A 24,422-nucleotide genomic window follows, 5' to 3' on the forward strand; every position below is an offset into this window, starting at 1 on the left:
ACGGACGCCTGCGTCACATCCGGCCTGCCCGTGTGATCAGCGTAACCAGCTCCTATCCCAGTCCCCAGCCTTCATCCGCGGGCAGCACAGTCCCGGTCACGGCCACTGCGTCGTCACTGAGCAAATAGGCTATCGGAGCCGCTACCGACGCAGCTTCAAGATCCGCCGGAATCAGGGACGCCGCGGGCGACGGTCCCAGTCCGCCCGGGAATCCGTAGTTTGAATCCAGTATCGCGCGGGTGGGCATGGGCGCGACGGCGTTCACCCGCACACCCCGCGGCGAATAGCTGTATGCCGCGCTCCGGGTCAGCCCGATCACCGCATGCTTTGCCGCCGTGTACGCCGCTCCTGCAACCGAGCCGCGCAGCCCTGCCTGTGAGGTCAAATTCACTATTGATCCTGCGCCCCGGGAGAGCATTATCGGCAGCACTTTGCGGGTCAGGCGGAACGGGGCCGTGACGTTGAGGCGGAAGATCCGCTCCCACAGATCGTCATCGACCTCGTGCAGCGGGGTCATGTCATCAGCCACCCCGGCTATGACGGTCAGTCCGTCAATGCGGCTGCCGGCGGCCGCAATGATCCGCTGGATGTCTGCCTCGCGGCTGATGTCTGCAACCACTCCAGTGATGCTGTGCGCCGCCGGGTTCTCCAGGAGTGCTTCCATGCGGAGGGTATTGAGCTCGACGGCGACTACCGCTGCATCTTCCCGGGCGAGCCGGAGCGCTGTGGCCCGGCCTATTCCGGACCCGGCACCGGTCACTATGAACCGCTTGCCGCTGAAACGCCCCGGGATGACTTTCTCCGTCCAGTCCGTGGGAGACGGAGGCGGTGCTGACGGAAACAGATGCGCAAGCTCCGGGTTGGGCGGAGTATCGGAAATCCGCTGGTTTGCCGCTTCGACCAGCAGATCCAGTTGTTCCGCGGTCACTGTTCCACGGGAAAGTGTGATCACCGAGGACAACGGCAGGGTCTGAATTGCGTAAAGCGCGCGTACGTCCGGACCGCGCCGGGCAAGGACATCGATGAGGATGGCCCGTCCGCTGGGATGTTCCAGCCACTCGGAGATCAGGGATTCGGTGGTCAGCTGGCTGGGACTCATTTCGCTTCCGTTCCCGAACGGTTTCGCCGCTGGCGTCCGCCCGCGTCCTCGGCGCACCGGCTGCTCTGGGGGCAGTAATCCACTCAGTAACTATCCCACGCATGGCTCTCCCGGAGACAGGAAACTGTCCGTTTGAAGGCCCTGCGCGGTATGTTCCCCGGGGGGACCAGGACGGAGGGCGGCCCCGTGCCGAGAAGCCCCTGTGGTCAGGAAGCAGCTGTCCCCGGCTTCTGGAGGACACCGGCCAGGTCGTAGCTCACCGGTTCCTCAAGCTGGTCGTACCCGCAGGTCTCCGGGTCCCGGTCCCCGCGCCAGCGCAGGAAGCTTGGCGGATGACGGAACCGTGGACCTTCCATATGGTCGTATGCCACCTCGACCACCCGCTCAGGACGCAGCGGCGTGAAGGAAAGGTCCTTGGATCCGGTCCAGCGGCTTCCCTCGGAGCTGCGCGGGGTCCTGGTTGCTGATTCGCCTTCCCCGGCGCTCCACGGATGGGAGGTGTCCCAGGTAACCAGGGGCTGCAGTTCATCGAACAGTTCCCTGCGGCGGGCCATGGGGAAGGCGCCGATCACGCCGACATTCGCGAGGACGCCGTCGCCGTCGTAAAGGCCCAGCAGAAGTGACCCGATGCGGTCATCCCCGCTCTTGTGCACGCGGTACCCCGCCACCACGCAGTCCGCCGTACGCCGGTGCTTGATTTTGGTCATGGAACGCTTTCCGGGTTCATAGGCGCCGTCCAGGTCCTTGGCCATTACGCCGTCGAGGCCTGCCCCCTCGAAGCTCTCGAACCAGTTTCCGGCAGTGGCGCTGTCCAGGGTCTGGCGGGTCAGGTGGAGGCGTCCGCCGGCGGTGCGCATTACTGCCTCCAGCTCCGTCCGGCGCTCGCCGAAAGGCGTTCCGGTGAGGTCGCGGTCCTCAAGCGCCAGCAGGTCAAAGGCAACGAAGGACGCTGGAGTCTGTTCTGCCAGCATCTCCACCCGGCTCTCTGCGGGATGGATCCGCTGCTGCAGCAGGTCAAAGTCCAGACGCTTTCCCCCAGGCTTGATGAGGATGATCTCCCCATCCACTACGCAGCGCTCCGGGAGGCCTTGCCCAAAGGCTTCCACCAGCTCGGGAAAGTACCGGTTCAGGCTTCGTCCGTTACGGCTGGTGATCTCGACTTCATTCCTGTCGCGGAACACGATGGACCGGAAGCCGTCCCATTTGGGTTCGTACGCGAAGTTGCCCTCCGGGATGCCCTTGGCCGAACTTGCGAGCATGGGTTGAACCGGAGGGGTAAGCGGCAGTTCCATTCGAGTGTTTGTCCTTTGCTCAGGGGAGGCGGGCGGAATCGGGCCTGGCTGTCACCACCGTAGGATGCATTTATGAGTCTGAACAGCGCTGCCCGGCAGCGCATTGCTTCCCCGTACGGTCCGTATCAGCCTCCGCTGATGTATCCGGTTCACCGGATTGGAACCCGTTCACTGGACTTTCGGCGGGAAGTCGCCCTCATGGCGATCATTAACCGGACCCCGGATTCGTTTTACGATGCCGGGCGCACCTATGGTCTGGAGGCCGCCCGTGACGCGGCTTTGCGGGCAGTGGCCGACGGCGCGGACTGGGTTGATATTGGCGGCGTTCCTTTCGCCCCCGGGCCGGCCCTGGACGCGGGCGAAGAGGCTGCCCGGATTGTGCCCGTGATTCGTGCGGTTCGTGAGGCGTCTGACGTGATCATCTCCGCGGACACTTTCCTTCCGGCCGTGGCCGAGAAGGCGATCGTGGCCGGCGCAACCGTCATCAACGACACCACAGGGATGCACGACCCGGACATGGCCAGGGTTGCCGCGGATGCAGGTGTCCATCTGGTCATTACCCACAGCCTGGCAGCTCCGCGTACCGTGTACCCGCGGCCGCAGTACGGCGACGTGGTGGATGAAGTTGCCGAGTTCCTGCACAGCCGCGCCGAGTATGCCCGGGAACTCGGGGTACCGCCGGAAAAGATCATTGTTGATCCGGGCCACGACCTGAACAAGAACACCCTGCACTCACTCGAGCTGACGCGCAGGCTCGCGGAGATTGCGGCAATTGGGTACCCGGTGCTGGCCGCGGTTTCCAACAAGGACTTCATCGGCGAGACGCTGGACGAACCAAAGTCCGGCCGCGTGGAGGGATCCCTGGCAGCAGCGGTGGCCAGCATCATCAACGGCGGCAGGATCCTGCGGATGCACAACGTCCGGGCAGCATCCCGCGCCATCCGGATGACTGAGGCAATTCTGGGCTGGCGGGAACCCGCGCTGCTGCGCCACAACATGGGTGAGCGAAATGAGCCGCAGGCATGAGTCCGGCGCCTATCACCGCTGCAGGCTCGGATGTGGAGCTCAGCGACGGGCAGCTGCTGGACGCCTACGCCTGGCCCCCGGAACAGCCGGATGAACGCCCGCGGTTCCGCTTCAACTTTGTGGCTTCCGTAGACGGAGCCGCGAGCTGGAAGGGACGTTCCGGTGCCTTGGGTGACGACGCCGACCGCCGGGTTTTCGCACTGCTCCGCAGCACTGCGGACGTAATCCTGGTCGGTGCCGGCACCGTGCGGTCCGAGGGATACGCCGGGGAACTGCTGCCGCTCCAAACGCAGTCGCTGCGGACGGCTCAGGGATACCCGCCCCATCCCGGAGTTGCCGTTGTATCCGGCTCGCTGGATCTGGATCCCCGTTCGGACTTCTTCACGGCGGCTCCGGTTCGACCCCTGGTCATCACTGCAGCCGCAGCTTCGTCCGCACGCCGGGCGGCGCTTGAACGTGTCGCAGACGTTGCCGTGGCAGGCGCGCGGACGGTTGAACCGGAGCTGGCTGCGCAGGTCCTGGCGGAGCGTGGCTACAAGCGGGTACTGTGCGAAGGCGGGCCTCAGCTGTTCGCCACGTTCCAGTCGGCGGGGCTTGTGGATGAACTGTGTCTTACCCTCTCACCGGCCTTCGCTCCGGGCACGGCAGGCCGCATCACCTCGGGCACACTGGAAGCGCCGCTGCAGCCACTCCTGCTGCACCACGTCCTTCGCTCGCAGGACACACTCCTGCTTCGCTACACGGCAGGGAACTCCCGTCCCCGCTAGAAGTTGATCATGTGGCCGGTCAGGCCGTGGAAGGCTTCCTGCAGTGCCTCGCTCAGCGTCGGGTGGGTGTGGACGTTCCTGGCAAGCTCGGCCGCCGTGAGGTCCCATTTCTGCGCCAGAGTCAGTTCCGGCAGCAGTTCGGAGACGTCAGGGCCAATGAGGTGTCCGCCCAGAAGTTCGCCGTACGCCGAGTCGGCAATGAGCTTCACGAAACCAACCGGCTCCCCCAGTCCGTGCGCCTTGCCGTTGGCCGTAAACGGGAAGGTGCTGACCACCACGTCGTGCCCCTCGTCCCTTGCCTGCGCTTCAGTCAGTCCAAAGCTGGCGATCTGCGGCTGGCAGAAGGTGGCGCGCGGCATCATGCGGTAATCCCCAAGGGGCATGGTTTCGGCTCCCGCAATGGTTTCCGCAGCTACCACCCCCTGCGCTTCCGCGACGTGCGCCAGCTGCAGTTTGCCCGTCACATCACCAATCGAGAACAGGTTCGGCACGCTGGTGCGCATGTAGTCGTCGATTGCGATGGCTCCCCGGTCCGTGACTTCAACGCCGGTGCTCTCCAGGCCGTAGCCGTCCAGCCGCGGAGCAAAGCCCACTGACATCATGACGCGGTCGGCTTCGAGGCTCTGCTCCTTGCCGCCCTTGTCCGTGTATTTGACCGTGACTGAGCTGCCGTTGTCCTCCACGCTCTCAACCTTCGCGGAGGTGTGGATTGGAATGCCGAGCTTCTTGTACTGCTTGGTGATTTCCTTGGACACATCGGCGTCTTCGTTGGGCAGCGCGCGGTCCATGAACTCGATGATGGTGACGTCCACCCCGTAGCTGCGCAGGACGTAGCCGAATTCCATGCCAATAGCGCCGGCCCCGACAATCACCATTTTGCGCGGAAGGTCCCGGCTGAGGATCTGGGTTTCGTACGTCACCACGTTCTCGCTGAGCTCCACGCCCGGCAGCAGCTTGACCGTTGCGCCCGTAGCGATGATGGCGTTCTCGAAGGTGATTTCCTCGGTCTTCCCGTCCGAAAGCGTCACTTCCATGGTGTGGGCGTCCTTGAAGACACCCCGGCCGTCGTACTCGGTGATCTTGTTCTTCTTCATGAGGAAGTGCACGCCCTTGACCCTGCCGTCCGCCACCTGGCGGCTGCGGTCGAAGGCAGCACCGTAATCGAAGCTCACCTCGCCGTGCATACCAAAGGTGTCCGCCTGCCGGGTGAAAATCTGTGCGAGCTCTGCGTTGCGAAGGAGCGCCTTGGACGGGATGCAGCCAACGTTCAGGCACACCCCTCCCCAGTATTTCTCTTCAACGACAGCAACACTAAGCCCAAGCTGTGCGGCGCGGATGGCCGCCACGTAGCCGCCTGGTCCGGCTCCGAGGACAACGACGTCGTAATGTGCACTCATGCTGGCTCCTCAATGGTGGACATAAAGGGTAGCTAAATACTTCGGCACGGGAGTTGAATCCTAAGCCTGCTTAACACTCTCACGGCTGCAGCCCGGACTGAATGCACCCGGCACCTCAGATATAGCCGCGGTACCCCTCCCAGGCCCGCCGCCGTTCGGGAAAGGGATCCGACTCTATCCGGTCTTCACGGTCGAAGATCCGGGTATGCCGGTCCTTCTCGTCGTACCGCGGCCAGTCCTCGCCGGGCAGATGACGGTGGGCGAGGCTCAGCAGGGATCCCTGGAACCTGGCGGAGAGTTCGCGGAGCTCCTCCATGCCGCCCAGCAGGGACAGGGCACGCATGGTTCTTTCGTTGGTTTCACCGAACATCACCGGTACGTCGAAGGCATGCGTGGCTCCGAAGCCGAGAAGGTTCATCAGCCTGGTGGCGTAGTCGTAGCGGTAGGTCCAGGTGGGCGCGACCCTGGAGTGCCCTTCTGCCACCATCTGGCTCGGATACCAGAAGACCAGGTCACCGCTGATCTGAACAGACCGGTCCCGGGAAGGATAGCCGGGATAAGCGGCCACTACGCGGGCCAGCGCATCCGGATCGGTCCCGGCGAACATGCGTTCAAGCCGCGCCGGCGTCGACGGAAGTATGTTGTCCAGCTTGGCGAAAAGGGCACCTTCGTGGGCCATGGTTCCCAGCACCAGGGGCTTGGGCGCAGACTTTCCTCCCAGGAACGTGTCGATCGGGTGAAGGGGCAGGAACTCGCCGTCTATCACAGGCGACACGCTAAGGCTGCCGGGCTGCTGCACCGGACCAACCTTCGTGGTCAGGTGACGGATGGCGTTGACGAGCTTTGCCGCGGGCATACGGCTCAGTGCCTCTGCGGCGTCGGCTTCGTTAACCCGCAGTATTTCCAGCAGGTCCAGGGCCCAGCGCTCATGCATGTCCGGGTAATAGGCTCCGGAAGGCGCAGGGCTTTGCGCAAAGGCCTTATGGAAGTAGGGGGCAGCCGCAGGAATGCACATCAGGGCAGTCACGGAGATGCCGCCGGCCGACTCCCCGAAGATAGTGACGTTCTCCGGATCTCCGCCAAACGCTGCAATATTCCGCTGCACCCATTGCAGAGCCGCGACCTGGTCCCGCAGCCCGACGTTTGAGTCGAACGGGCGCTCCGGGGTGGAGAAAGACGTAAAGTCCATGAACCCCAGGGCGCCGATCCGGTAGTTGAGGCAGACGTAAACTACCTCCCCGGTTCGGACAAGGTTGGCTCCACGGTAGGTCCGCACCGCCGAGGACCCGGAACTGAAGGCGCCGCCGTAAAGGTAGACGAGCACGGGGAGACCGGACTTTTCCGGCTCCAGCGGGGCGCTCACGTTTACCGTCAGGCAGTCCTCGCTCATCAGGGGCCTGCGGCGTGAACCCGTGAGCGCAATTCCGCGGGACTGGGGCGGTATTGCTCCGAATTCCGAAGCGTCCCTGATGCCGGTCCAGGGCTGCGGCGGCAAAGGAGCGCGGAGCCGAAGATCATCCAAAGGCGGTGCCGCGTAAGGGATTCCCCGCCAGGTGCGTACGCCGTCGTCTACTACGCCGCGGACCCAGCCGTCTGCTGTTTCGACTTCAAGTGCTGACATCTCCAGGGACATTCTTTACCTGCTCTCGCCGAGCGGCGCATCGCTGCGCTTTTCGCGGCTGGTTGCCGTCAGGCAAGGCAGCTGGCCCCGCTGGAGCAAAACCGCCGCGCCGCCGGCCCGCTTTCCGAACCGGTTCCGCGCTTATCTACGATAGGCCGGTGGCGGGACAGGAACCAGTGCACAGCACCAGACAGAGTCCGCGGTGCGCCGGTTAGGCAAGGCCAGGTTCGGCCAGGGCAGGTCGGCGAACTAGGACTGCTGCGGCACGAGGACAAGGCGCGCGGGCCGATGTTCCCTCTGCTGGAGATAGCGGTGGACTGCTACCTCTTTGAGGCATAGAAAAGCCACCGCAAAGACGTTAAGCATGATTTTGGCCGGCGTGCTCCAGTCGGTTAGCACACACAGCATCCACACTGTCAGCAGGACCGGTATGTCGATCATGCGCAGTGAAGCCGGCGTCCTGGTGGACGGCCGTTCCTGAGACCTTGGCTGAGCATGCATCCATGCGCTCATCGAAGCCATAACAACTTCTTTCCCCCGCGATACGGCAGCGCTGCTGATCATCCATGAAGGCAGCTGCCACCCTTAGAAAACTATTATCACATCTTTCACACTTGTCACACACCCTGGGGCAAGATGTCAGCTCTGGCTACTTCTCCGTCACGGTGCCGTTGCTGACGTTCCACATCCGGTCCAGGCGGACGTTCTGCAGCATCCGGCGGTCGTGGGTAACCAGCAGCAGCGTCCCGGTATACGACTCAAGTGCTTCCTCGAGCTGTTCGATCGCCGGAAGGTCCAGGTGGTTGGTGGGCTCATCGAGGATCAGGAGGTTCACCCCCCGGGCCTGGAGCAGTGCCAGGGCTGCACGGGTACGCTCGCCCGGAGACAGCGCACCCACGGCCGTTCCGGACTGATCTGCCTTGAGGCCAAACTTGGCGAGGAGGGTGCGGACTTCACCCGCATTCATTTCAGGCACGCAGGATTCGAAAGCAGCCGCCAGCGGCTCCCGGGCTGCCAGCTGGGTACGCAGCTGGTCAATTTCGCCGAGGGCAACCGAGGATCCCAGCGACACAGTTCCTTCGTCCGGGCTGAGCGTACCCCGCAGCAAGGCAAGCAGAGTCGACTTACCCGCGCCGTTTGGGCCGGTGATTCCGATCCTTTCGCCCGCGTTGACCTGCAGTGAAACCGGTCCGAACCGAAAACTGCCACGCGATACTGCGGCCTCATTGAGCACGGCCGCCACTGACCCGGAACGCGGTGCAGCCGCTATAGAGAACTGCAGCTGCCACTCCTTGCGGGGCTCTTCAACTTCGTCGAGCCGTGCAATCCTGGATTCCATCTGGCGAACCTTCTGCGCCTGCTTTTCGGAAGACTCCATACTCGCCCGCCGCCGGATCTTGTCATTGTCCGGTGACTTGCGCATGGCGTTGCGCACGCCCTGGGAGCTCCACTCCCGGGTGGTCCTGGCCTTCGAAACCAGTTCGGCCTTGCGGCCGGCGAACTCGTCGTAGGCCTCGCGTGCGTGCCGGCGGGCAACGGCCCGTTCTTCAAGGAAGGCATCGTAACCGCCGTCGTACACGGCGACCTGGTTCTGGGCAAGGTCCAGCTCCACAATCCGGGTGACACACCGGGCCAGGAATTCCCGGTCATGCGAAACAAGCACTACGCCACCCCGAAGGCCCCGGACGAACTCCTCCAGCTTCGCGAGGCCGTCAAGGTCAAGGTCGTTCGTGGGTTCGTCCAGCAGGACGATGTCAAAGCGGCTGAGCAGCAGTGCTGCGAGGGCCACCCGAGCCGCCTGGCCACCGGAGAGACCGGTCATCAGGGCCTCGGTGCCGACGTCCAGGCCAAGGTCGGCCAGAACGGCAGGCATACGCTCGTCCAGGTCTGCGGCCCCGGAGGCCAGCCAGGTGTCCAGGGCGGAGGCGTATTCGTCCTGGGCCTGGACCGATTCGGACTCGAGCCCCTCGGCTGCAGCCTCCATCGCAGCTGTAGCTGCGGCGGCACCTGTGCGCCGCGCCACGTATTCGGCGATCGTCTCACCCTCAACGCGCTCGTGTTCCTGCGGCATCCAGCCCACGAAGGCGTCCGTAGGATGCCGTTCCACAGTCCCTTCGAACGGGACACCTGCTCCGGCGAGGAGCTGGAAAAGCGTTGATTTTCCGGCCCCGTTGGCGCCGACAATGCCAATAACATCGCCGGGGGCGACAGTGAGTGAAAGGTCGGAGAACAGGACCCGGTGGGCGTAACCACCGGACAGGCTGCGGGCAACAAGGGTGGCGCTCATGGCTTCAATCTTATGCGGCTATTCTCCTGTCACCGCGCGGGCCTAAAGAGGCGGCCCTCCCAGCCGCTAGCGGTACCCCTGGTAGCCGTCCCAGGCCCGCCGGCGGACTGCCCGCGGGTCCAGTTCAATGCGGTCGTACCGGTCGAAAATCTTGGTGCGGCGCGTGCTCGAATCGTAGCCGGGCCACATTGGACCCGGCATACCTGTCCGGGCGAAGCGCAGCAGCGCGGAGCGGAACCTGTGCCCGACATTCATGGTGGTACGCCGGTTCCCCAGGCTGAGCAGGGCCCGCGCCGTGCCGGTGTCGTAATTGCCAAAGACAGCAGCCAGGTCCAGGCCATGGGTGGCACCGAGTCCTGCGGCCCTCGCGGCTCGCGGCGCATAGTCGAAGCGGTAGGACCAGGTCGGTGCATAGCCGGAGTGTGCCTGGGCGGCCTGCACGCTGGGATACCAAAAGACGGCGTCCCCTCCCAGCTCCACTGCCTGCTTCCGGTGCGGAAACCCCCGGTATGCCGCTGTCACCCGGTCCTGCGCCTCCGGGTCGGTCAATTCGAACATTTTCCGGATCCGCTCCGCGGAGGTGGGGAGGATGTCATGGAGCCGGTCGAACAGGGCTCCCTCGTTCTCCATGGTGCCGATCACCAGCGGAACCCGGTGAGCGCGTCCCTGCTCGAACGCATCCAGGGGATGCAGCGGGAGGAAAGATCCGTCAACCACCGGGGCGAGGCTCAGCGCCCCGGGCTGGGCTTCGGGCGTGATTTTGCTGCTCAGCTCATCTCCTGCCTTAACGAGGGACGACGCCGGCAGCGTCGCCAGAGCTTCCACAGCACCCCCGGGACCGGTCCCCAGCAGCCCGAGGAACTGCTCGGCCCACTGTGACGCCAGTTCCGGCCCATAGGCCGCCCCCGGCGCGGGACTCTGCAGGAACGCCCGGTGGAACAGTCCGGCGGCGGACGGAACGCACATCAGCGTCAAAGCGGACATGGCGCCGGCAGATTCGCCGAATATGGTCACGTTTTCCGGATCCCCGCCGAAGCCCGCGATGTTCCGCCGGACCCATTCAAGGGCTGCCACCTGGTCCGCCAGGCCAACGTTGACGTCGAAGGTACGCCCGGCTGTCGAGTACGCCCGGAAGTCCATAAAGCCCAGGGCGCCAAGACGGTAGTTCATCGATACGAAGACAACGTTGCCCTCGGATGCCAGCCGGGACCCGTCGACCATCTCCATGGCAGCTGACCCGGTATTGAAGGCGCCCCCATGGAAAAAGACCAGGACAGGCAGGGGCGAATCTGCCGGCTGGGCGGGGGCGGCAACGTTGATGGACAGGCAGTCCTCACTCATTGGTGTCTTGGCGGCCGCACCCGGCAGCAGCCTGCGCACCCGCTGCGGGGCCCATGGTCCGTAATCACCCGCCTGGCGTACACCGGTCCAGGGGGCCGCACGCTGCGGCAGCCGCAGCCGGAGTTCTCCGACGGGAGGCTTCGCGTACGGAATGCCTCTCCAGACCCTGGCGGCTCCTGCGAGCCGCCCGAGGACCGCCCCCTCTGCAGTCTGGACGGTGAGATCAGCTTCCGCGGTGGCAGTAGACATGTACTTCCTTTCGCCTTGGCCCCTCGGCGCTGGCCGGCCAGCCCGGGCACCTTTGGATATTAGTTCGCACCGCCTGCACAGACCATCCCCTTCACCAATACCGCCTCCGCTTTTCCCCGGATCTGTCCGGCACCGGTATTCCCGGTTCCGCCCGCGGCTGAAGATCCGGCCCCGCAACCATCAGTATGCTTATGCTTCCTGTACGTACCCGACGAAAGGAGCACCATGGCACGCGTGGCAATCATTGGCGGACATGGCAAGGTGGCACTTCAGCTGGCGAAGGACCTCGCAGCGAACGGGCACGAGGTGTCCTCGCTGTTCAGGAACCCGGACCACGTGGAGGAAGTTGCTGCCACGGGCGCAGCACCGATTGTGGCCGACCTCGAAAAGCTTGACACTCCTGAACTGGCGGAGCGCCTGTCCGGGCACGACGCCGTTGTCTGGTCTGCCGGGGCGGGCGGCGGTTCCCCCGAGCGCACCTATGCCGTGGACCGCGACGCTGCCATCCGTTCCATGGAAGCCGCTGAGCAGGCCGGCGTCCGGCGGTACGTCATGGTGTCCTACATGGGCGCCGGCAAGGACCACGGAGTGGACCCGGACAACGGGTTCTACGCCTACGCCGAGGCGAAGGCAGCGGCTGACGACCATCTGCGCCGCAGCGGGCTGGACTGGACCATCCTTGGCCCCAGCGCGCTGACCGATGACCCCGGCACCGGCCGGATCAGTGTTGGCGGCGGCCAGGACGGCAGTGTCTCCCGCACCGACGTCGCAGCTGTCGCTGCCGAAGTGCTTGAGCAGCCAGGGACCGTGGGCCAGTTCATCGAGTTCATCAACGGGGATACCCCTATCCGTGACGCCGTCAGCGCAGTGACGAAGGCTTAGCAGACCATAAGCAAAAAGGGGCGGGCCGGCCGGAGTTATCCGGCCGGCCCGCCCCTTTTAACCCCGTTCCCCCGCCTTAGCTTTCGCGCCGGGCACCGGCTCCCGGATCGACAGCGAAAACTTCCGGGACCGTGTATCCGGCACGTGCGAAGACGCGGGTAACGGCCCGCTCCACCGAATCAGCCCCGGCCTCGGTGACCAGGGCCAGGGCTGATCCGCCGAACCCTCCTCCGGTCATCCGCGCACCTGCCGCGCCGGCTGCCATGGCAGCCTCCACCGCCAGGTCGAGTTCGGGGCAGGAGACTTCAAAGTCGTCCCTGAGCGACTCGTGACTGGAAGCCAGCACCGGCCCCAGGGACCGGATAGGCCGTCCCGCTTCCAGCTGCCCGACGGCGGTAAGCACCCGGGAGTTCTCACTCACCACGTGCCTGGCCCGCCGGTAGGCACGCTGGTCCATACCCTGGGCGGACAGCACCAGATCGGACAGGTCCACGTCCCGCAGCGCTCCCACGCCCAGCTCTTCCGCGGCCCGCTCGCAGTCCCGCCGGCGTTCCGCGTAGCCCCCGGAGTCATGGGCGTGGCTGACTTTTGTATCGATGACCAGCACTGTCATGCCCTCGCTGCCCAGGTCCAGTGAAACCAGGCGGCTCTGCCGCGACCTGCAGTCGAGGAACAAGCCATGCCCTTCGCGGGACAGCAGGGACGCAGACTGGTCCAGGATTCCGGTGGGGGCCCCGGCAAAGTCGTTCTCCGCCTGCTGGCAGATCAGCACCAGCTCTTCACGCGGCAGGTCCGCGCCGGCCGCTTCGGCGAAAGCCAGGGCTGCAGCACATTCAATGGCGGCGGAGGAGGAAAGGCCTGCTCCAACCGGAACATCGGACTCCAGCAGGATGTCCATGCCGGGCACGCGGACACCCCGCTGCCCAAACGCCCAGTGCACCCCTGCCAGGTACCGGCTCCACCCGGAGAGGACTCCGGGGGCCAGGTCCGCTGCCGCAATCTCCGCCGGTTCCCCCGGCGCTGTTGTGGCCAGCCGGAGCACTCCGTCCTGCCGCTGGGCAGCCGCGACGCGGGCCCGCCGGTCGATCGCCATCGGGAAGACGAAGCCGTCGTTGTAGTCCGTGTGCTCCCCGATGATGTTGACGCGCCCCGGAGCCGACCACACGCCGTCGGGCGCGTATCCGTAGAGTTCGCTGAACGCTGCCGCGGCGGTGCTCACTGTTTTCCGCCTGTCCCTGCCGGGTCCACCAGCGCAGCGCGGAGGCGCGCGGCGGTTTGTTCCGGGGTTACATCTGAAATGAAGGCGCCCATCGCGGCTTCAGATCCAGCAAGGTATTTCAGTTTGTTCTCTGCCCGCCGGGGCGAGGTTACCTGGAGATGGAGGCGGTACTTCTCCCGGCCGGGATGGTCCACGGGCGCCTGGTACCAGGCTGCGATGTATGGAGTGGGCGTCGGGTACAGACCATCGATCCGGCGCAGCACATCCCGGTAAACCGCTGCGAGTTCGGTTTGTTCATCCTCGGTGAGCGAGGGCAGGTCCGGCACGTGGCGGTGCGGCACCACGTGGACTTCTATGGGCATCCGCGCCGCGTAGGGGACATACGCCGTCCAGTACTGTCCATGTGCCACGATGCGCTGCCCTTCCTGCCCGCGGGCAAGGAGATCCGTAAAGAGATCCCCGCCGGCAGCAGCGTGGTACCCGGCCAGGGAATCGAGCTGGCGCTGCGTTGTGGGGGTCACGTACGGGTAAGCGTAAATCTGGCCGTGGGGATGATGCAGGGTCACGCCGATGTCGGCGCCCCGGTTCTCGAAAATGAACACCTGGGCTACACCCGGCACCTTCGAGAGTTCGGCTGTGCGGTGGGTCCAGGCCCGGATGACTGTCCGGATCCGCTCCAGGCTCAAGCCGGCGAAGGACCCCTGATGGTCCGGGGAGAAGGCGACCACTTCACAGCGGCCGGCCGCGGGTGCCTCAGCGCCGGCAGGGTCCGGCAGGGATCCGGCGGTGCCCGGACCAAAAGCGGGAAACCGGTTTTCGAAGACCGCGACGTCGTACTCCTGCGCCGGTATTTCGGTGGCGCGTCCGGGCACGGAAGGACACAGCGGACACTCTGCGGCCGGAGGCAGGTGCGTGCGGTTTTGACGATGCCCGGCGTAGGAAATCCAGTCCCCCAGCAGCGGATCAAAACGCATAACCGGAGTATCCGGCCGCGGAGGCAGGGACCGGGTGTCCGGTGGAACTCCACCCTGGCGCAGACCCGCACCGCCGTCGTGGAAGTACAGGAGCTCCCGGCCGTCAGCGAGGTGCGTCCGGGCCGGTTCGAATGCTCCGGATCCTGCCGGATCCACCGGCTAGCCCGTGATCTTGTACTTGGCGCGGTCTGCTTCGTCCAGCAAAACCTGGTCCTCGGGGGTCATTGCCGACCCGCCGCGGCTTACCGGCATCCACCAGGCACCCACGGGGGCCTTCTCGGGATAGGTGTCGATGCACTGGTCAATCCCCTCCTGCAGGATCTTCTGGAGGCGGAGAGTTTCCTCAGCGACCGGTGCGGCCGGATCGATCCTCAGGGGCTCACCAATATGGATCCGTACCGGTGTTTTCCAAACAGCCTTCAGGCTGAGGCCGTGCCCGCGGGTGAGCATCCGGTGCCCACCCCAGACAGAGACCGGGATAATGGGCACACCGGCTTCAGCGGCCATGCGTACTGCTCCGGTCTTGAGCTGCCGGACCTCAAAGCTGCGGCTGACGCCGGCTTCCGGAAGCACGGCAAGGTAGTCGCCCTTATGGAGTTTCTCGACTGAAATGGGGTAGGCCGCTCCGCCGTTGGAACGGTCCACCACTATGTGTTCGCACCAGTCGCAGACGGCTGCCACGAACTTTTTGCGGGCGGCTTTCTTTGTGACCAGGAAGCGCATGTGGACCTTGAGCTGCTTCCACAGAAGGTATTCGGCGAACACGAAATCCAGGTAGCCAAAGTGCGTAATGGCCACCACTGCTCCCTTGCCGGGAACCACCTGGCGGTTCAGCCCCCGGATGACCTCGTCCTTGGGCAGATGCTCCAGGCCGGACGGAATCACCTTGACCCGGAACAGCTTCACTGCTGCGACTCCGGCGAAGACGATCGAACGGTAAACATACTTGTTAGGCCGGCGTTTGGCGGGCACAGTCGGCTCCTTGGCTGGGGACGGTAACAGCAACTGCAGTTTATCCCCTGCTCCCGGCGAGCGGAAAAGCACCATCATGCCGTCGGCGAAGTACTTTAGCGCCCTTCGCCGGCGGTGCCCCGGAGCAGGAGATACTCCCAGTCCATTTCGATCCCGTTGTCTGCGGCGCGGGCATGCCGTTCGGCCAGGGATGTGAGTTCGCGGTCCAGGGCGGCTGTGCGTTCGATGTCCTCCCCCAGTCCGCGGTAGACCCCCACCACCGGCCCGAAGTTGGCTTTGAAGAACTCCAGGAAGTGTCCGGGGTTCTCAAACCTGTCCACTGTGACCATCTGCTGCCGGCCCTGCCAGTCCTGGACGCCCCCGCCGAACAGCCCTGAAACGTAGTCCTGGCGGCCCCAGAGCGGCGGTCCGGGAACTGCGGCCTGCGGCGGCTGGTAATCACGCATAATCGACATCAGTTCACCGACGAATCCCTCGGGGGTCCAGTTCAGCAGCGCGATCGTTCCGCCCGGACGGCAGACCCGCAGCAGTTCCGCGGCAGCGCGCTGGTGGTTGGGTGCGAACATCACACCAACACAGGAGATAACCGCGTCGAACGTCCCGTTATCAAAGGGCAGGTCCTCGGCGTCGCCCTCCACCCACTCGAGGTCGATGCCCTGGGAGCCGGCGATCGCCCTCCCGGCTTCCAAAAGTTCAGGGGTGAGGTCCAGTGCCACTATGTCGGCCCCGGCGAGGGCAGCGGGAATTGAAGCGTTGCCTGTACCTGCCGCGATGTCCAGGACGTAGTCGCCGGGGCCGATACCGGCTTCAGCAGCCAGCACCGCACCCAGTTCGGGAACAACCTCAGCAGCAACACTCTTGTAATCGCCCAGCGCCCACATCCGGCGGTGCCTGTTTTTCAGCTCGCTGTCCGGCCCGGGCTGCGGATGGGATGTTTCCATGACTGGTTCTCCTGCACACTGCAAGACGTCCGGACCGGTCCGGCCCGCTGGGCCAATTCTGATCTTGGTACCAAAGAGTGTAAAGGCTCCCCGGATCCTTCCTGCAGCAGCGCTGCTGGCTATCGTTAGGTATGGCCCTTCCGGAAGGTGACGCGCCAAACGCGTTCGACGCCGCTGCTTCCGGCACTGCCGCACCGCCCGCGGCGGAACTGGATTCACAGCTTGGTTCCATCGACTGGTCGGTCCTGCCCAAAGGTTCGGTGCGTCTGGGCCTGACGGTTCCCAGTGGAGTGCTTGCCGCCGACGCCATGGGTGATCCAGGATGTCCGCCGGTGGTCCTGGTGCCCGGCGTCATGGGTTCCAAGGAGGATTTCTCCCTGTTGATGCCCCTGCTTGCAGCACAGGGCTACTACGTCCTCGCCTACGACCTGGCCGGCCAGTACGAGTCCGCAGCTGCGGGACCGGAGAATCTCACTCCCCCAAGGGACCACTATGACTACGACCTGTTTGTGGAAGACCTTTATGCAGTCCTGCAGACCCTCCGGGAGCCCGCCCACGTGCTTGGCTATTCCTTCGCGGGGGTCATTGCCGAACTGGGGCTCCTGCGGTATCCGGAGCTTTACCGCACCCTCACCCTGATGAGCGCCCCGCCGGAACCGGGCCTGGCTTTCCGCTCGGTCAGCATTCTGGGCAGGTTCGCTCCCCTGGTTTCCGGCCCCGCCAGTGCAGATCTCATTGTGTGGGGGGTCAAGCGGAACTTCGCCAGGGTTCCTGCCTCGAGGATGGATCTTGTGCGCCGGCGCTTCCAGGTCACGCGCCGCCAGTCAATTCGGGACATCATTACCCTGATGCGCCACGTTCCTGATGTTCGGGCACAGCTTGCGGAACAGGCACTGCCCAAGCTGGTGGCAGTCGGGGAACACGATGTCTGGCCGAACCGGGTACATGCCGGATTTGCCCGGGCAATCAAGGCCCGGCTGGCGGTTTACCGGGGTGGGCACAGCCCGTGCGAGACCGCACCAAACCAGCTGGCGCGGGACCTGCTGGCGCTCTACGCGGACGGGGCGCCGCCGGCTGTCGGTTAGGCGCGGCCGGGACCGTGCTCTGTTCGCCACCGGCGCCGCAGCCTCCGGCGTTCCACCGGGCCCTGCTGCTCGAAGTCCGTGCGGAAGGTTGTCCATGCCATGGAGAGCCGCCGCCCCAGGCCCCTCCAGCTTTCCAGCGGGCGGGCAGAGACCCCGACCCGCAGGGAGTCCACCCATAGGACGTCCATGTCCGGGGCAATCTGCCAGCTCAGATCCAGATCGTCATGGATCCGGCTGCCGGACCGGTGCATTCCCTCCCGCAGCCGTTTCCACATGGACGCGTGCAGGGCGAAGTTTGAGCCGAAAATCGGCGGATGCCCCATAAGGATGTTCATTGACCAGCGGTAACCCGCTATGTAGAGGTTCTCAGCTATCCAGCGGGTGAGCCGGTTGCCGCCGTAGAAGTTGCCGGGGCCGGTAACTGCCGTCATGGGACCGGCGTCCTCCACCAGCTCTTCCATCCGGGCCAGCCAGTACGGCGGTGGCACGGAATCGGCGTCCAGCCGGGCGAGGATGTCCCCTTCAGCCGCGTCGAAACCGCATGCGGTTGCCGCGGCCACACCCGGGAGGGCCTCGACTACCCTGCGCACACCCGCCGCTGCGCACACCCCGGCCGTGTCATCCTCGGAGCAGTTGTCCACCACCACAACCTCGTCAGGAACGCGGGTCTGCCTTGCCAGGGCTGCCAGGCAGACGGCAAGGAACGGGGCGTCGTTATGCGCGGGTATTACTACTGAAATGGTTGCCATATCCCCTGCCCTCCGGCCTATGACATCCTCCCACCGCCGCTGTCCGGAGTGGAAGGAGAAGCGGGGCGAACACGGCCGGGGCAGCAAAAAGGGCCGGCAGGTGCCGGCCCTTTTTGCTGCGGAGGGCTACAGGGTGGTGGTCACGGCCTCGTAGTCGTAGCGCGGCAGGCGGTCGAACCACGGGTTCTCGCCGGGCTTTCCGACGTTGACAACCATAAAGGTGCGCTGACTGGTACCGGCGTGGAACTCAGCATCAATCGCTGCGGCGTCAAACGCGCCCATGGGTCCGGCAGCCAGGCCAACGGAACGGACAGCCATGATGAAGTAGGCAGCCTGCATGTGGGCGTTGTTGTTGCCCATAACCGTGCGCAGCTCTTCGTTGCCGTCGAACATGGCCTTGCGCTCTGCAGCGTGGGGGAAGAAGGTCGGGAAGCCTTCGTGCCATTCAGTGTCGAAGCTGAGCACGGCAACTGCGGGGGCTGAAGCGGTCTTGCCCTGGTTGCCTTCGGCCATGTGCTTGACCAGGCGTTCCCGGGCTTCCGGGGAGTTCACCCAGGTGATGCGCATCGGCTGGATGTTCATCGATGTGGGACCCATCTTCGTCAGTTCGTAGATGGCCCGCATCTGCTCCTCCGTGACCGGTTCGGAGCTGAAGGTGTTGGCGGTGCGTGCTTCCAGGAACAGGGTGTCGAGGGCTTCGCTGCTGACGACGGCGTGGTCCTGGAGTGACTGGGTGGCGCTGTTGCTCATGAAGAAGGACTTTCTTTTTGGCGGAGTTACTCGAGGTGCTTAACACCGCCGCCACCCGCCCCCTTCCCAATCGACCGGGTGATAATCCTCACACCTACGATTCTTCGGGCAGGTCCATCTTCCTCCGGCTCGGCTGGACCCGTGGAGGCTCACCGGGCATCTTCGGGTAGTCGGGAGGAAACGGGAGCTCGCCGAGCCCGCTTTCAAGGTCCCGCTGCCACCACTGGAGCAGCACGTCAATGCTGCCCGGACGGTCGCCGAAGTCTGCCCATGGGTCCCCTGTGTCCGCCAGCCTGTCCGGCACCGTTTCCACCGTGAAGGAACGCGGATCCACGCTCTCAAGCTCGTCCCAGGTGACGGGAGTGGAGACCGGTGCATGCGGCAGTGCCCGCGGGCTGTATGCCCCGGCCATGGTGCGGTCGCGGTTGGCCTGGTTGAAGTCAACGAACACTTTCTCGCCGCGTTCCTCTTTCCACCACGACGTCGTCACCTGCTGTGGCATGCGGCGTTCAAGTTCCCGGGCGGCGGCGATAACGGCGTGCCGGACGTCCTGGAACTCCCGCACCGGTTCAATGGGCGCGAAGACGTGCAGCCCCCGGTTGCCCGAGGTCTTGATATAGGCCTCGAGCCCTGCTTCAGCGAGCACCTCCCGAAGGGCGGCTGCGGCCGGAACTGCGTCGTCGAAGTCGGTTCCGGGCTGCGGATCCAGGTCGATCCGAAGCTGGTCCGGGTTATCCGAATCTTCGGCACGGGAGGGCCATGGATGGAACACGATGGTATTCATCTGCACCGCCCAGACGGCTGCGGCGGGTTCGTCAATAACCAGCTGCGGATGGGAACGTGCACTTGGGTACACCACCATTACGTCCCGGACGTAGTCGGGCGCTCCTTTGGGCGGGTTCTTCGAGAAGAACTGTTCACCGTCTATCCCGCCCGGGAAACGCTGCAGTGACAGCGGGCGGTCACCGTTGGCAGCGACGAATGCCCCGCCCACGGCAACCATGTATGTGGCCAGATCCAGTTTGGTGAAACCGGACTCCGGCCACAGCACGCGGTCCGGGCTGGAGATGCGTACCTCGCGGACGCCGTCGGGACCGGGCACGGAAATGGTAGTTGCTTTCGCGGCCATGCAGGCAGGCTACCTGCTGACCGCAGGCATGTCAGCGTTTCCTGCGGTGCTGTGGCCGGTCAGGGCCTTGACGGCCGGCGGGCTGAGCGGCCGTGGACAAAGTGGTACAGGATCATTGCTGCCCCGACAACCACCGCCAGGACCGCGTACATTCCGGTGAATCCGGTCAGGGGGATGAGCAGGCCCAGCAGGAACGGTCCAAGTCCAATTCCGGCGTCGAGCATCAGGAAGAACGTGGAGGTGGCGATCCCAATCCGGTGGTCCGGAGCCACAGTGACGGCGATGGCCTGCGCGGTGGGCATCAGCGCTCCGAAGCCCATGCCCACGAAGGCGCCGGCAATTGCCAGGACGGTGCTGTTGGGCGCCCATGCCAGCAGCCCCAGCCCCACCGCGAAGGAGGCCAGGATCGGGTAGACGACGGCGTTGTCACCGCGGGTGTCCTGCAGGCGGCCGACCACGAAGCGGGAGACGAAGACTACGCCTGCGTAGATCAGGAAAAAGCCCGACGCCGCTGCCACCATGTCCTGCTCCTGTGCGTAGGAGTTCAGGAAGGTCAGCACTCCCGAGTAGGCGACGCCGGCCACCAGCATCACCGATGCGATGGCTGCCGCGCGGGGTTCCAGGACGTCAGCCGGGCGCATCCGCCATTTCGCTGCGACTTCAGCCGGACTGAGCGTGCGTTCGGGAAGCCGCAGCGCCAGGGCAACCAGCAGGGATGCTGCGGCACACGCTGCCGTGACCATGTAAAGCACGCCGTAGCTGGTGCGGTCCACGAGCAGGACTGCGAGGAACGGTCCGACGGCGGTGGCCAGGGTGTTGGAGATCGAAAAGTATCCGGTCCCCTCTCCGCGGCGGCCTGCAGGAATAAGCGCCATGACAGAGGCGGAAAGCGCCGTGCTGGCCAGTCCGAAAGCGGCACCGTGGATTACCCGGATGGCAATGAGGATTTCCAGGCTGCCTGCCGGGGTATAGAACAGCGCGGCAACTGTATAGAAGAGCAGGCCGGCCAGCAGCATCCTGCGCCGGCCGACGAAGTCCAGGAACTTTCCGGCGAATACCCGCGCTGTGAGGGCGCCAAGAACGAAGGAGCCGGCCGTCAGCCCGGCAGCGGTGTCAGAGGCCCCGAAGCGGTCAACGGCATAAAGCGCCATTGAGGTCATCAGAAGGTAGAAGACGAGTGAGATAAAGAAGTTCACCGCGATGGCAAGGCTGAAGGGCTTGCTCCACAGCCGGCCATCTCCGGCGTCATCCCTGGTGGATTTGCCCTGCTGCGGCAATGTTCGCTCCGTGTCCGTTGATTCCCTGTTAGGTTGCCTAACCCAACTACCCAACGCTACTCCCGCAGGCGCGGCCGAGCGCACTGCGTGACGGCCCGCTCCGGGCCGGGCGGGCGGGATTTCGCGGACTTCCCGGCACCCTCTTCCCCGCCGGTGTGGCCAAGTGCATACTTTTCGGACACCGGTGCTGCGCCGCACCCACCATCCCCACGAGAGGACCTGCCATGCCCAGCCAGATGAATCCCTACCTGAGTTTCCGCGACAATGCGGCGGAGGCCATGGCGTTCTACCAGGACGTATTTGGCGGAACCCTGGAGAGCTCTACCTTTGGCGATATGAACATGGCCGAAGACCCGGCCGAGGCCGGCAAGATCATGCATTCCTCGCTGACCACGGACAAGGGTTTTGTCCTTATGGCCTCTGACACCCCGGACAGCATGAACCTGGACGAGGGCAGCAGCTACTCCATTTCGCTTAGCGGCAACGACGGCGACGAACTGCGCGGCTACTGGGACAAACTGCTGGACGGCGGACAGATGACGATGCCGCTGGAGCGGGCTCCGTGGGGTGATGTTTTCGGGATGCTGACCGACCGTTTTGGTACCAGCTGGATGATCAGCATCGAGGACGGCGGATCGTAGCGGCGGCTGCGGCGTTCCGGGCGGAGGTTCCTAGCGCCAGCGGAAGAGCCGGACGGCAAGCGCAGAGAACAGCACGGTCCAGAGAACCATCACAACGACGGGAACCAGGTCCAGCGGTTGTCCGTACCAGGCTGCCGTCAGGCTCTCTGCGGCAGCGCCGAGCGGGGTGTATCCTGCGACGGCGGCTGCCGGCTCCGGCATCAACGGCCCGGGGGTCCACACTCCTGCGAAGAACAGTGATGCGAAGAGGATGAGGGTTCCAATCCCGTTGGCACTCTGCGCGCTCCTGGCCCGGGATCCGACGACGGCGCCCAGGGCGAGCATCTGCACGGATCCCAGCAGGAACACTGCAAGCGCCGCCAGTGGAACCTCCGGAGGTCTCGCACCGAGCGCCCACACCGCGATGACGGCCGCGAGGGCTGCCCCAGCCGCGAGGGAGGCCGTACTAACGGCAAGCTGCGCACCCAGGACCCGGTGCGCGCCGGCCGGAGTCGCCCCGAGCCGCCGGAAAAGTCCCAGCTGCCGGTAGCCGCCCAGCGTTGAAGGAAGGTTGGACAAACCCACGCTGGCCATCACCACGGACAGTGCCATTGGAACGAAGAAGTCCAATGCGCTCATGGACCCGGCTCCATTCAGCGGATCGCGGGTCCCCGGGATGAGCAGCCCCTGCAGGGCCAGCAGTGCAGCGGGAAATCCCAGTGCCATAAACAGCAGGACCGGAGACCGGAGGAAGAGCCGGACCTCCGTGCCCAGCAATGCCGCGGTTGCCGATGGCTGGGGCTTGTGGGTCGAAGGCAGCGTTGTCACTGGTTTCTCCTTAGTTCCTCAAGCAGGCCAAGGTAGGCGTCGGCGAGGTCATTCACTTCGGGGTTCCGTCCACGGGCCTCAGCCACGAGTTCGGAGGGCGGCCCGGTCCAGCAGGTGGTGCCCCGGAAGAGCACCGCGACGCGGTCGCAAAGCCGCTGTGCCTCGTCCATGAAGTGGGTAATCAGCACAACGCTCACCCCTTCCCGCCGCATTTGGCGGATCAGCTCCAGGACGTCACGGCGGCCCTCCGGATCGAGCCCGGTGGTGAGCTCATCCAGCACGATGATGCGGGGGTTTCCGACGAGTGCCAGGGCAATGGACAACCTCTGCTGCTGCCCTCCGGACATCCGCCCGTACGGCGTTTTTGCGCAGTCCCCCAGACCGACAGCCTCCAGCAGTTCCACGCTGTTCCGGGGCGAAGGATAAAAGGACGCAAATAGCTCAATGGCTTCCCGGGCACGCAGAGCCGGCGGGAGCTGGGCAGACTGGAACTGGTAGCCCACGGTTTCCCGGATCCCTGCAAGGTCATGGTGCGGCTGCATTCCAGCCACCCTGATGCTGCCGTGTTCGGGCACCAGGGCTCCTGACAGACACTCCGCCGTCGTGCTCTTTCCGGCGCCGTTGGGGCCAAGGATGCCGAAAATCTCTCCCTCGGCGACGGTGAAACTCACGTCCCGCAGCACTGGTTTCCCGGAGAGCCGGAGAGCAGCGTTCCGAACGTCGATCACGGTGGTGCTCATGATTGTTCCTCCAGCCCGCGGCGCGGCCGCGCCTGTGAAATCCACCAGATGACCTGTACCCCTACGATCACGGCGGCGCCGGCAGCAATCTCCTCCAGCCTCCACCCGGCGCCTTCTCCTGAGAGCACGGCAACGGCCAGGGCGACCGCCCCGATAACAGCGGCCAGGGTGAAGACCTGCGGCCAGACGCGCACCCGTTCCCGGTTGGCGCGGGCCGTACGGAGAACCCATACCAGTTCCACTCCCATAAGAACCGCCACCGCGGCTCCGGAACCAACGGTCCAGGCCGCCACCCCTCAGGGAGAGACAGCGCAGCAGCCCTGATGCAGATAACCGCCAAACCGAGGAAAAGGGCTCCGGCGCGAAACGCAGCTCCCGCGATTACCCATGCCCCGGGGGTTTCCCGTGCCAGGTCGTGGCGCCGCCGTGGAATGTATGACCATGAGTCCCTCTCGGCTTTCCGTGCAGCCAGGGCCGCAAACACCGCCGTGGACAACGGTGCGGCAAGCGGTGTGATGAAGTTGTTGCTGACCGCCCAAAGGAATGCGGCGAGCAGAAAGAAGAACTTGGGAGACGCGGCTTCCCGAAGCCACAGGGAGCGTACATAGGACCTGCGCGCGTCGGGGAGGTCCATCGGGTGGACCAGCCGCTGACGGTCTTCGTCGGGAAGGTCGACGTGCTCGCGCATTGTTCAGGGCCTCCTCCACGGCACGGTGTCGAGGTACGGGGGTTTGAACCCGGAACGGCTGACCTCATACACCTTTTGCCGCGACACTCCCAGCTCCCGTGCCACGGAGACGGCACTGTAGTCCTCCAGCAGAAGGGCGACGGCGGCCGAGCGGACTCCGGAGGCACGCGAGTTGAGCGCCGCTGCCAGTGCACTGAGCTCCGCTGCCAGCAGGGCCGCAGCCTTCAGCCCGCCAAAGGGTTCCGCCCAGCCCGGCCGCCCGGCTGCCGCCGCTGCGAACAGTGCGTCTCCACCGTCCTTCAGGACTGAGCTGACCTCCGCCGCAGATACACCTGCATCACTGAAGCGGAGGGCGGCATCGAGCCGCTCCGCGGGATCTGTCCGGTGGGCCAGTGTCCGGGCCCAGGCCGGATCCTCGGTTTGGCCTTGTACAGAGGCGCCTGCCATCCTGTCATCCCGGGGTTTACGAATCATGCGCCCAACGGTAGA

The 24,422-nt window shown here is 65.0% G+C and carries 23 protein-coding genes; 5 read left to right on the forward strand and 18 right to left on the reverse strand.

Going from position 1 to position 24,422, the window contains the following annotated elements:
- Positions 1 to 52 precede the first annotated feature (52 nt).
- Together AO716_RS12720 and AO716_RS12725 are read right to left on the reverse strand one after the other, a co-directional pair.
- Positions 53 to 1,099, reverse strand: coding sequence for an SDR family NAD(P)-dependent oxidoreductase (locus tag AO716_RS12720; RefSeq protein WP_055241272.1), 1,047 nt, complete (start codon positions 1,097 to 1,099; stop codon positions 53 to 55).
- A gap of 206 nt (positions 1,100 to 1,305) precedes the next feature.
- Positions 1,306 to 2,391, reverse strand: a complete 1,086-nt coding sequence (locus AO716_RS12725) for an ATP-dependent DNA ligase (protein WP_055241275.1) — start codon at positions 2,389 to 2,391, stop codon at positions 1,306 to 1,308.
- Positions 2,392 to 2,463: 72 nt separating this feature from the next.
- On the opposite strand from AO716_RS12725, the gene folP reads away from it, so the two are divergent.
- Together folP and AO716_RS12735 are read left to right on the forward strand one after the other, a co-directional pair.
- On the forward strand, positions 2,464 to 3,417 hold the full coding sequence (gene folP / locus AO716_RS12730; protein ID WP_055241277.1) for a dihydropteroate synthase: 954 nt from the start codon (positions 2,464 to 2,466) through the stop codon (positions 3,415 to 3,417).
- A complete protein-coding gene (locus AO716_RS12735) occupies positions 3,414 to 4,184 on the forward strand; it encodes a pyrimidine reductase family protein (RefSeq protein ID WP_055241278.1) in 771 nt (256 codons plus the stop codon). Before folP ends, AO716_RS12735 begins: the two co-directional genes overlap by 4 nt.
- On the opposite strand, the gene lpdA is transcribed toward AO716_RS12735, so the two are convergent.
- From lpdA to AO716_RS12760, 4 genes are all read right to left on the reverse strand, one after another.
- Entirely contained in the window at positions 4,181 to 5,581 is a 1,401-nt protein-coding gene (gene lpdA, locus AO716_RS12740; protein ID WP_055241281.1) for a dihydrolipoyl dehydrogenase, read from the reverse strand. The genes AO716_RS12735 and lpdA overlap by 4 nt on opposite strands.
- Positions 5,582 to 5,696: 115 nt before the next feature.
- Complete coding sequence (locus AO716_RS12745) at positions 5,697 to 7,202, reverse strand: carboxylesterase/lipase family protein (RefSeq protein ID WP_055242254.1); 1,506 nt, start codon at positions 7,200 to 7,202, stop codon at positions 5,697 to 5,699.
- Between the two features lie 649 nt (positions 7,203 to 7,851).
- The gene (abc-f, locus tag AO716_RS12755; RefSeq protein WP_055241285.1) at positions 7,852 to 9,489 is read right to left on the reverse strand and encodes a ribosomal protection-like ABC-F family protein; all 1,638 of its coding nucleotides are present in this window, start codon (positions 9,487 to 9,489) and stop codon (positions 7,852 to 7,854) included.
- 66 nt (positions 9,490 to 9,555) lie between these two features.
- Entirely contained in the window at positions 9,556 to 11,079 is a 1,524-nt protein-coding gene (locus AO716_RS12760) for a carboxylesterase/lipase family protein (protein WP_055241287.1), read from the reverse strand.
- A gap of 225 nt (positions 11,080 to 11,304) precedes the next feature.
- On the opposite strand from AO716_RS12760, the gene AO716_RS12765 reads away from it, so the two are divergent.
- Positions 11,305 to 11,961, forward strand: coding sequence for an SDR family oxidoreductase (locus AO716_RS12765; RefSeq protein WP_055241289.1), 657 nt, complete (start codon positions 11,305 to 11,307; stop codon positions 11,959 to 11,961).
- A gap of 76 nt (positions 11,962 to 12,037) precedes the next feature.
- On the opposite strand, the gene galK is transcribed toward AO716_RS12765, so the two are convergent.
- The 4 genes from galK to AO716_RS12785 all read right to left on the reverse strand — a co-directional run bounded on the left by galK (position 12,038) and on the right by AO716_RS12785 (position 16,067).
- Positions 12,038 to 13,180 (reverse strand): galactokinase, encoded by a 1,143-nt coding sequence (gene galK, locus AO716_RS12770; protein ID WP_055241291.1) that lies wholly within the window; start codon positions 13,178 to 13,180, stop codon positions 12,038 to 12,040.
- Complete coding sequence (galT, locus tag AO716_RS12775) at positions 13,177 to 14,310, reverse strand: galactose-1-phosphate uridylyltransferase (RefSeq protein WP_055241293.1); 1,134 nt, start codon at positions 14,308 to 14,310, stop codon at positions 13,177 to 13,179. The genes galK and galT overlap by 4 nt, the downstream gene beginning before the upstream one ends.
- Before the next feature lie 3 nt (positions 14,311 to 14,313).
- Positions 14,314 to 15,126 carry a lysophospholipid acyltransferase family protein gene (locus AO716_RS12780; protein ID WP_055241295.1) on the reverse strand — a complete coding sequence of 271 codons (813 nt, stop codon included), beginning with the start codon at positions 15,124 to 15,126 and terminating at the stop codon, positions 14,314 to 14,316.
- Between the two features lie 95 nt (positions 15,127 to 15,221).
- Positions 15,222 to 16,067 (reverse strand): class I SAM-dependent methyltransferase, encoded by an 846-nt coding sequence (locus tag AO716_RS12785; protein WP_055241297.1) that lies wholly within the window; start codon positions 16,065 to 16,067, stop codon positions 15,222 to 15,224.
- 131 nt (positions 16,068 to 16,198) lie between these two features.
- On the opposite strand from AO716_RS12785, the gene AO716_RS12790 reads away from it, so the two are divergent.
- The gene (locus tag AO716_RS12790; RefSeq protein ID WP_082413547.1) at positions 16,199 to 17,152 is read left to right on the forward strand and encodes an alpha/beta fold hydrolase; all 954 of its coding nucleotides are present in this window, start codon (positions 16,199 to 16,201) and stop codon (positions 17,150 to 17,152) included.
- On the opposite strand, the gene AO716_RS12795 is transcribed toward AO716_RS12790, so the two are convergent.
- From AO716_RS12795 to AO716_RS12810, 4 genes are all read right to left on the reverse strand, one after another.
- Positions 17,149 to 17,901, reverse strand: a complete 753-nt coding sequence (locus AO716_RS12795; protein WP_055241299.1) for a glycosyltransferase family 2 protein — start codon at positions 17,899 to 17,901, stop codon at positions 17,149 to 17,151. The genes AO716_RS12790 and AO716_RS12795 overlap by 4 nt on opposite strands.
- A 126-nt stretch (positions 17,902 to 18,027) precedes the next feature.
- Positions 18,028 to 18,651: a malonic semialdehyde reductase gene (locus AO716_RS12800; RefSeq protein ID WP_055241301.1), complete on the reverse strand. Its 624-nt coding sequence runs from the start codon at positions 18,649 to 18,651 to the stop codon at positions 18,028 to 18,030.
- A gap of 94 nt (positions 18,652 to 18,745) precedes the next feature.
- Entirely contained in the window at positions 18,746 to 19,780 is a 1,035-nt protein-coding gene (gene ligD / locus AO716_RS12805) for a non-homologous end-joining DNA ligase (protein ID WP_055241303.1), read from the reverse strand.
- A 59-nt stretch (positions 19,781 to 19,839) separates the two neighbouring features.
- Positions 19,840 to 21,057: an MFS transporter gene (locus AO716_RS12810; RefSeq protein WP_055241305.1), complete on the reverse strand. Its 1,218-nt coding sequence runs from the start codon at positions 21,055 to 21,057 to the stop codon at positions 19,840 to 19,842.
- Positions 21,058 to 21,281: 224 nt separating this feature from the next.
- Between AO716_RS12810 and AO716_RS12815 the strand changes: the two genes are divergently transcribed.
- Positions 21,282 to 21,698, forward strand: a complete 417-nt coding sequence (locus AO716_RS12815; protein ID WP_055241306.1) for a VOC family protein — start codon at positions 21,282 to 21,284, stop codon at positions 21,696 to 21,698.
- A gap of 30 nt (positions 21,699 to 21,728) precedes the next feature.
- Here AO716_RS12815 and AO716_RS12820 read toward each other — a convergent pair whose 3' ends face one another.
- From AO716_RS12820 to AO716_RS12835, 4 genes are all read right to left on the reverse strand, one after another.
- Positions 21,729 to 22,505 carry an ABC transporter permease gene (locus AO716_RS12820; protein ID WP_055241308.1) on the reverse strand — a complete coding sequence of 259 codons (777 nt, stop codon included), beginning with the start codon at positions 22,503 to 22,505 and terminating at the stop codon, positions 21,729 to 21,731.
- Complete coding sequence (locus AO716_RS12825; RefSeq protein WP_055241310.1) at positions 22,502 to 23,245, reverse strand: ABC transporter ATP-binding protein; 744 nt, start codon at positions 23,243 to 23,245, stop codon at positions 22,502 to 22,504. The genes AO716_RS12820 and AO716_RS12825 overlap by 4 nt, the downstream gene beginning before the upstream one ends.
- Entirely contained in the window at positions 23,242 to 23,505 is a 264-nt protein-coding gene (locus AO716_RS12830; RefSeq protein WP_152969960.1) for a hypothetical protein, read from the reverse strand. The genes AO716_RS12825 and AO716_RS12830 overlap by 4 nt, the downstream gene beginning before the upstream one ends.
- Before the next feature lie 431 nt (positions 23,506 to 23,936).
- A complete protein-coding gene (locus AO716_RS12835; protein ID WP_152969961.1) occupies positions 23,937 to 24,407 on the reverse strand; it encodes a hypothetical protein in 471 nt (156 codons plus the stop codon).
- Between the last annotated feature and the right edge of the window lie 15 nt (positions 24,408 to 24,422).

The organism is Arthrobacter sp. Edens01, from assembly GCF_001307035.1.
Lineage (GTDB): Bacteria > Actinomycetota > Actinomycetes > Actinomycetales > Micrococcaceae > Arthrobacter_B.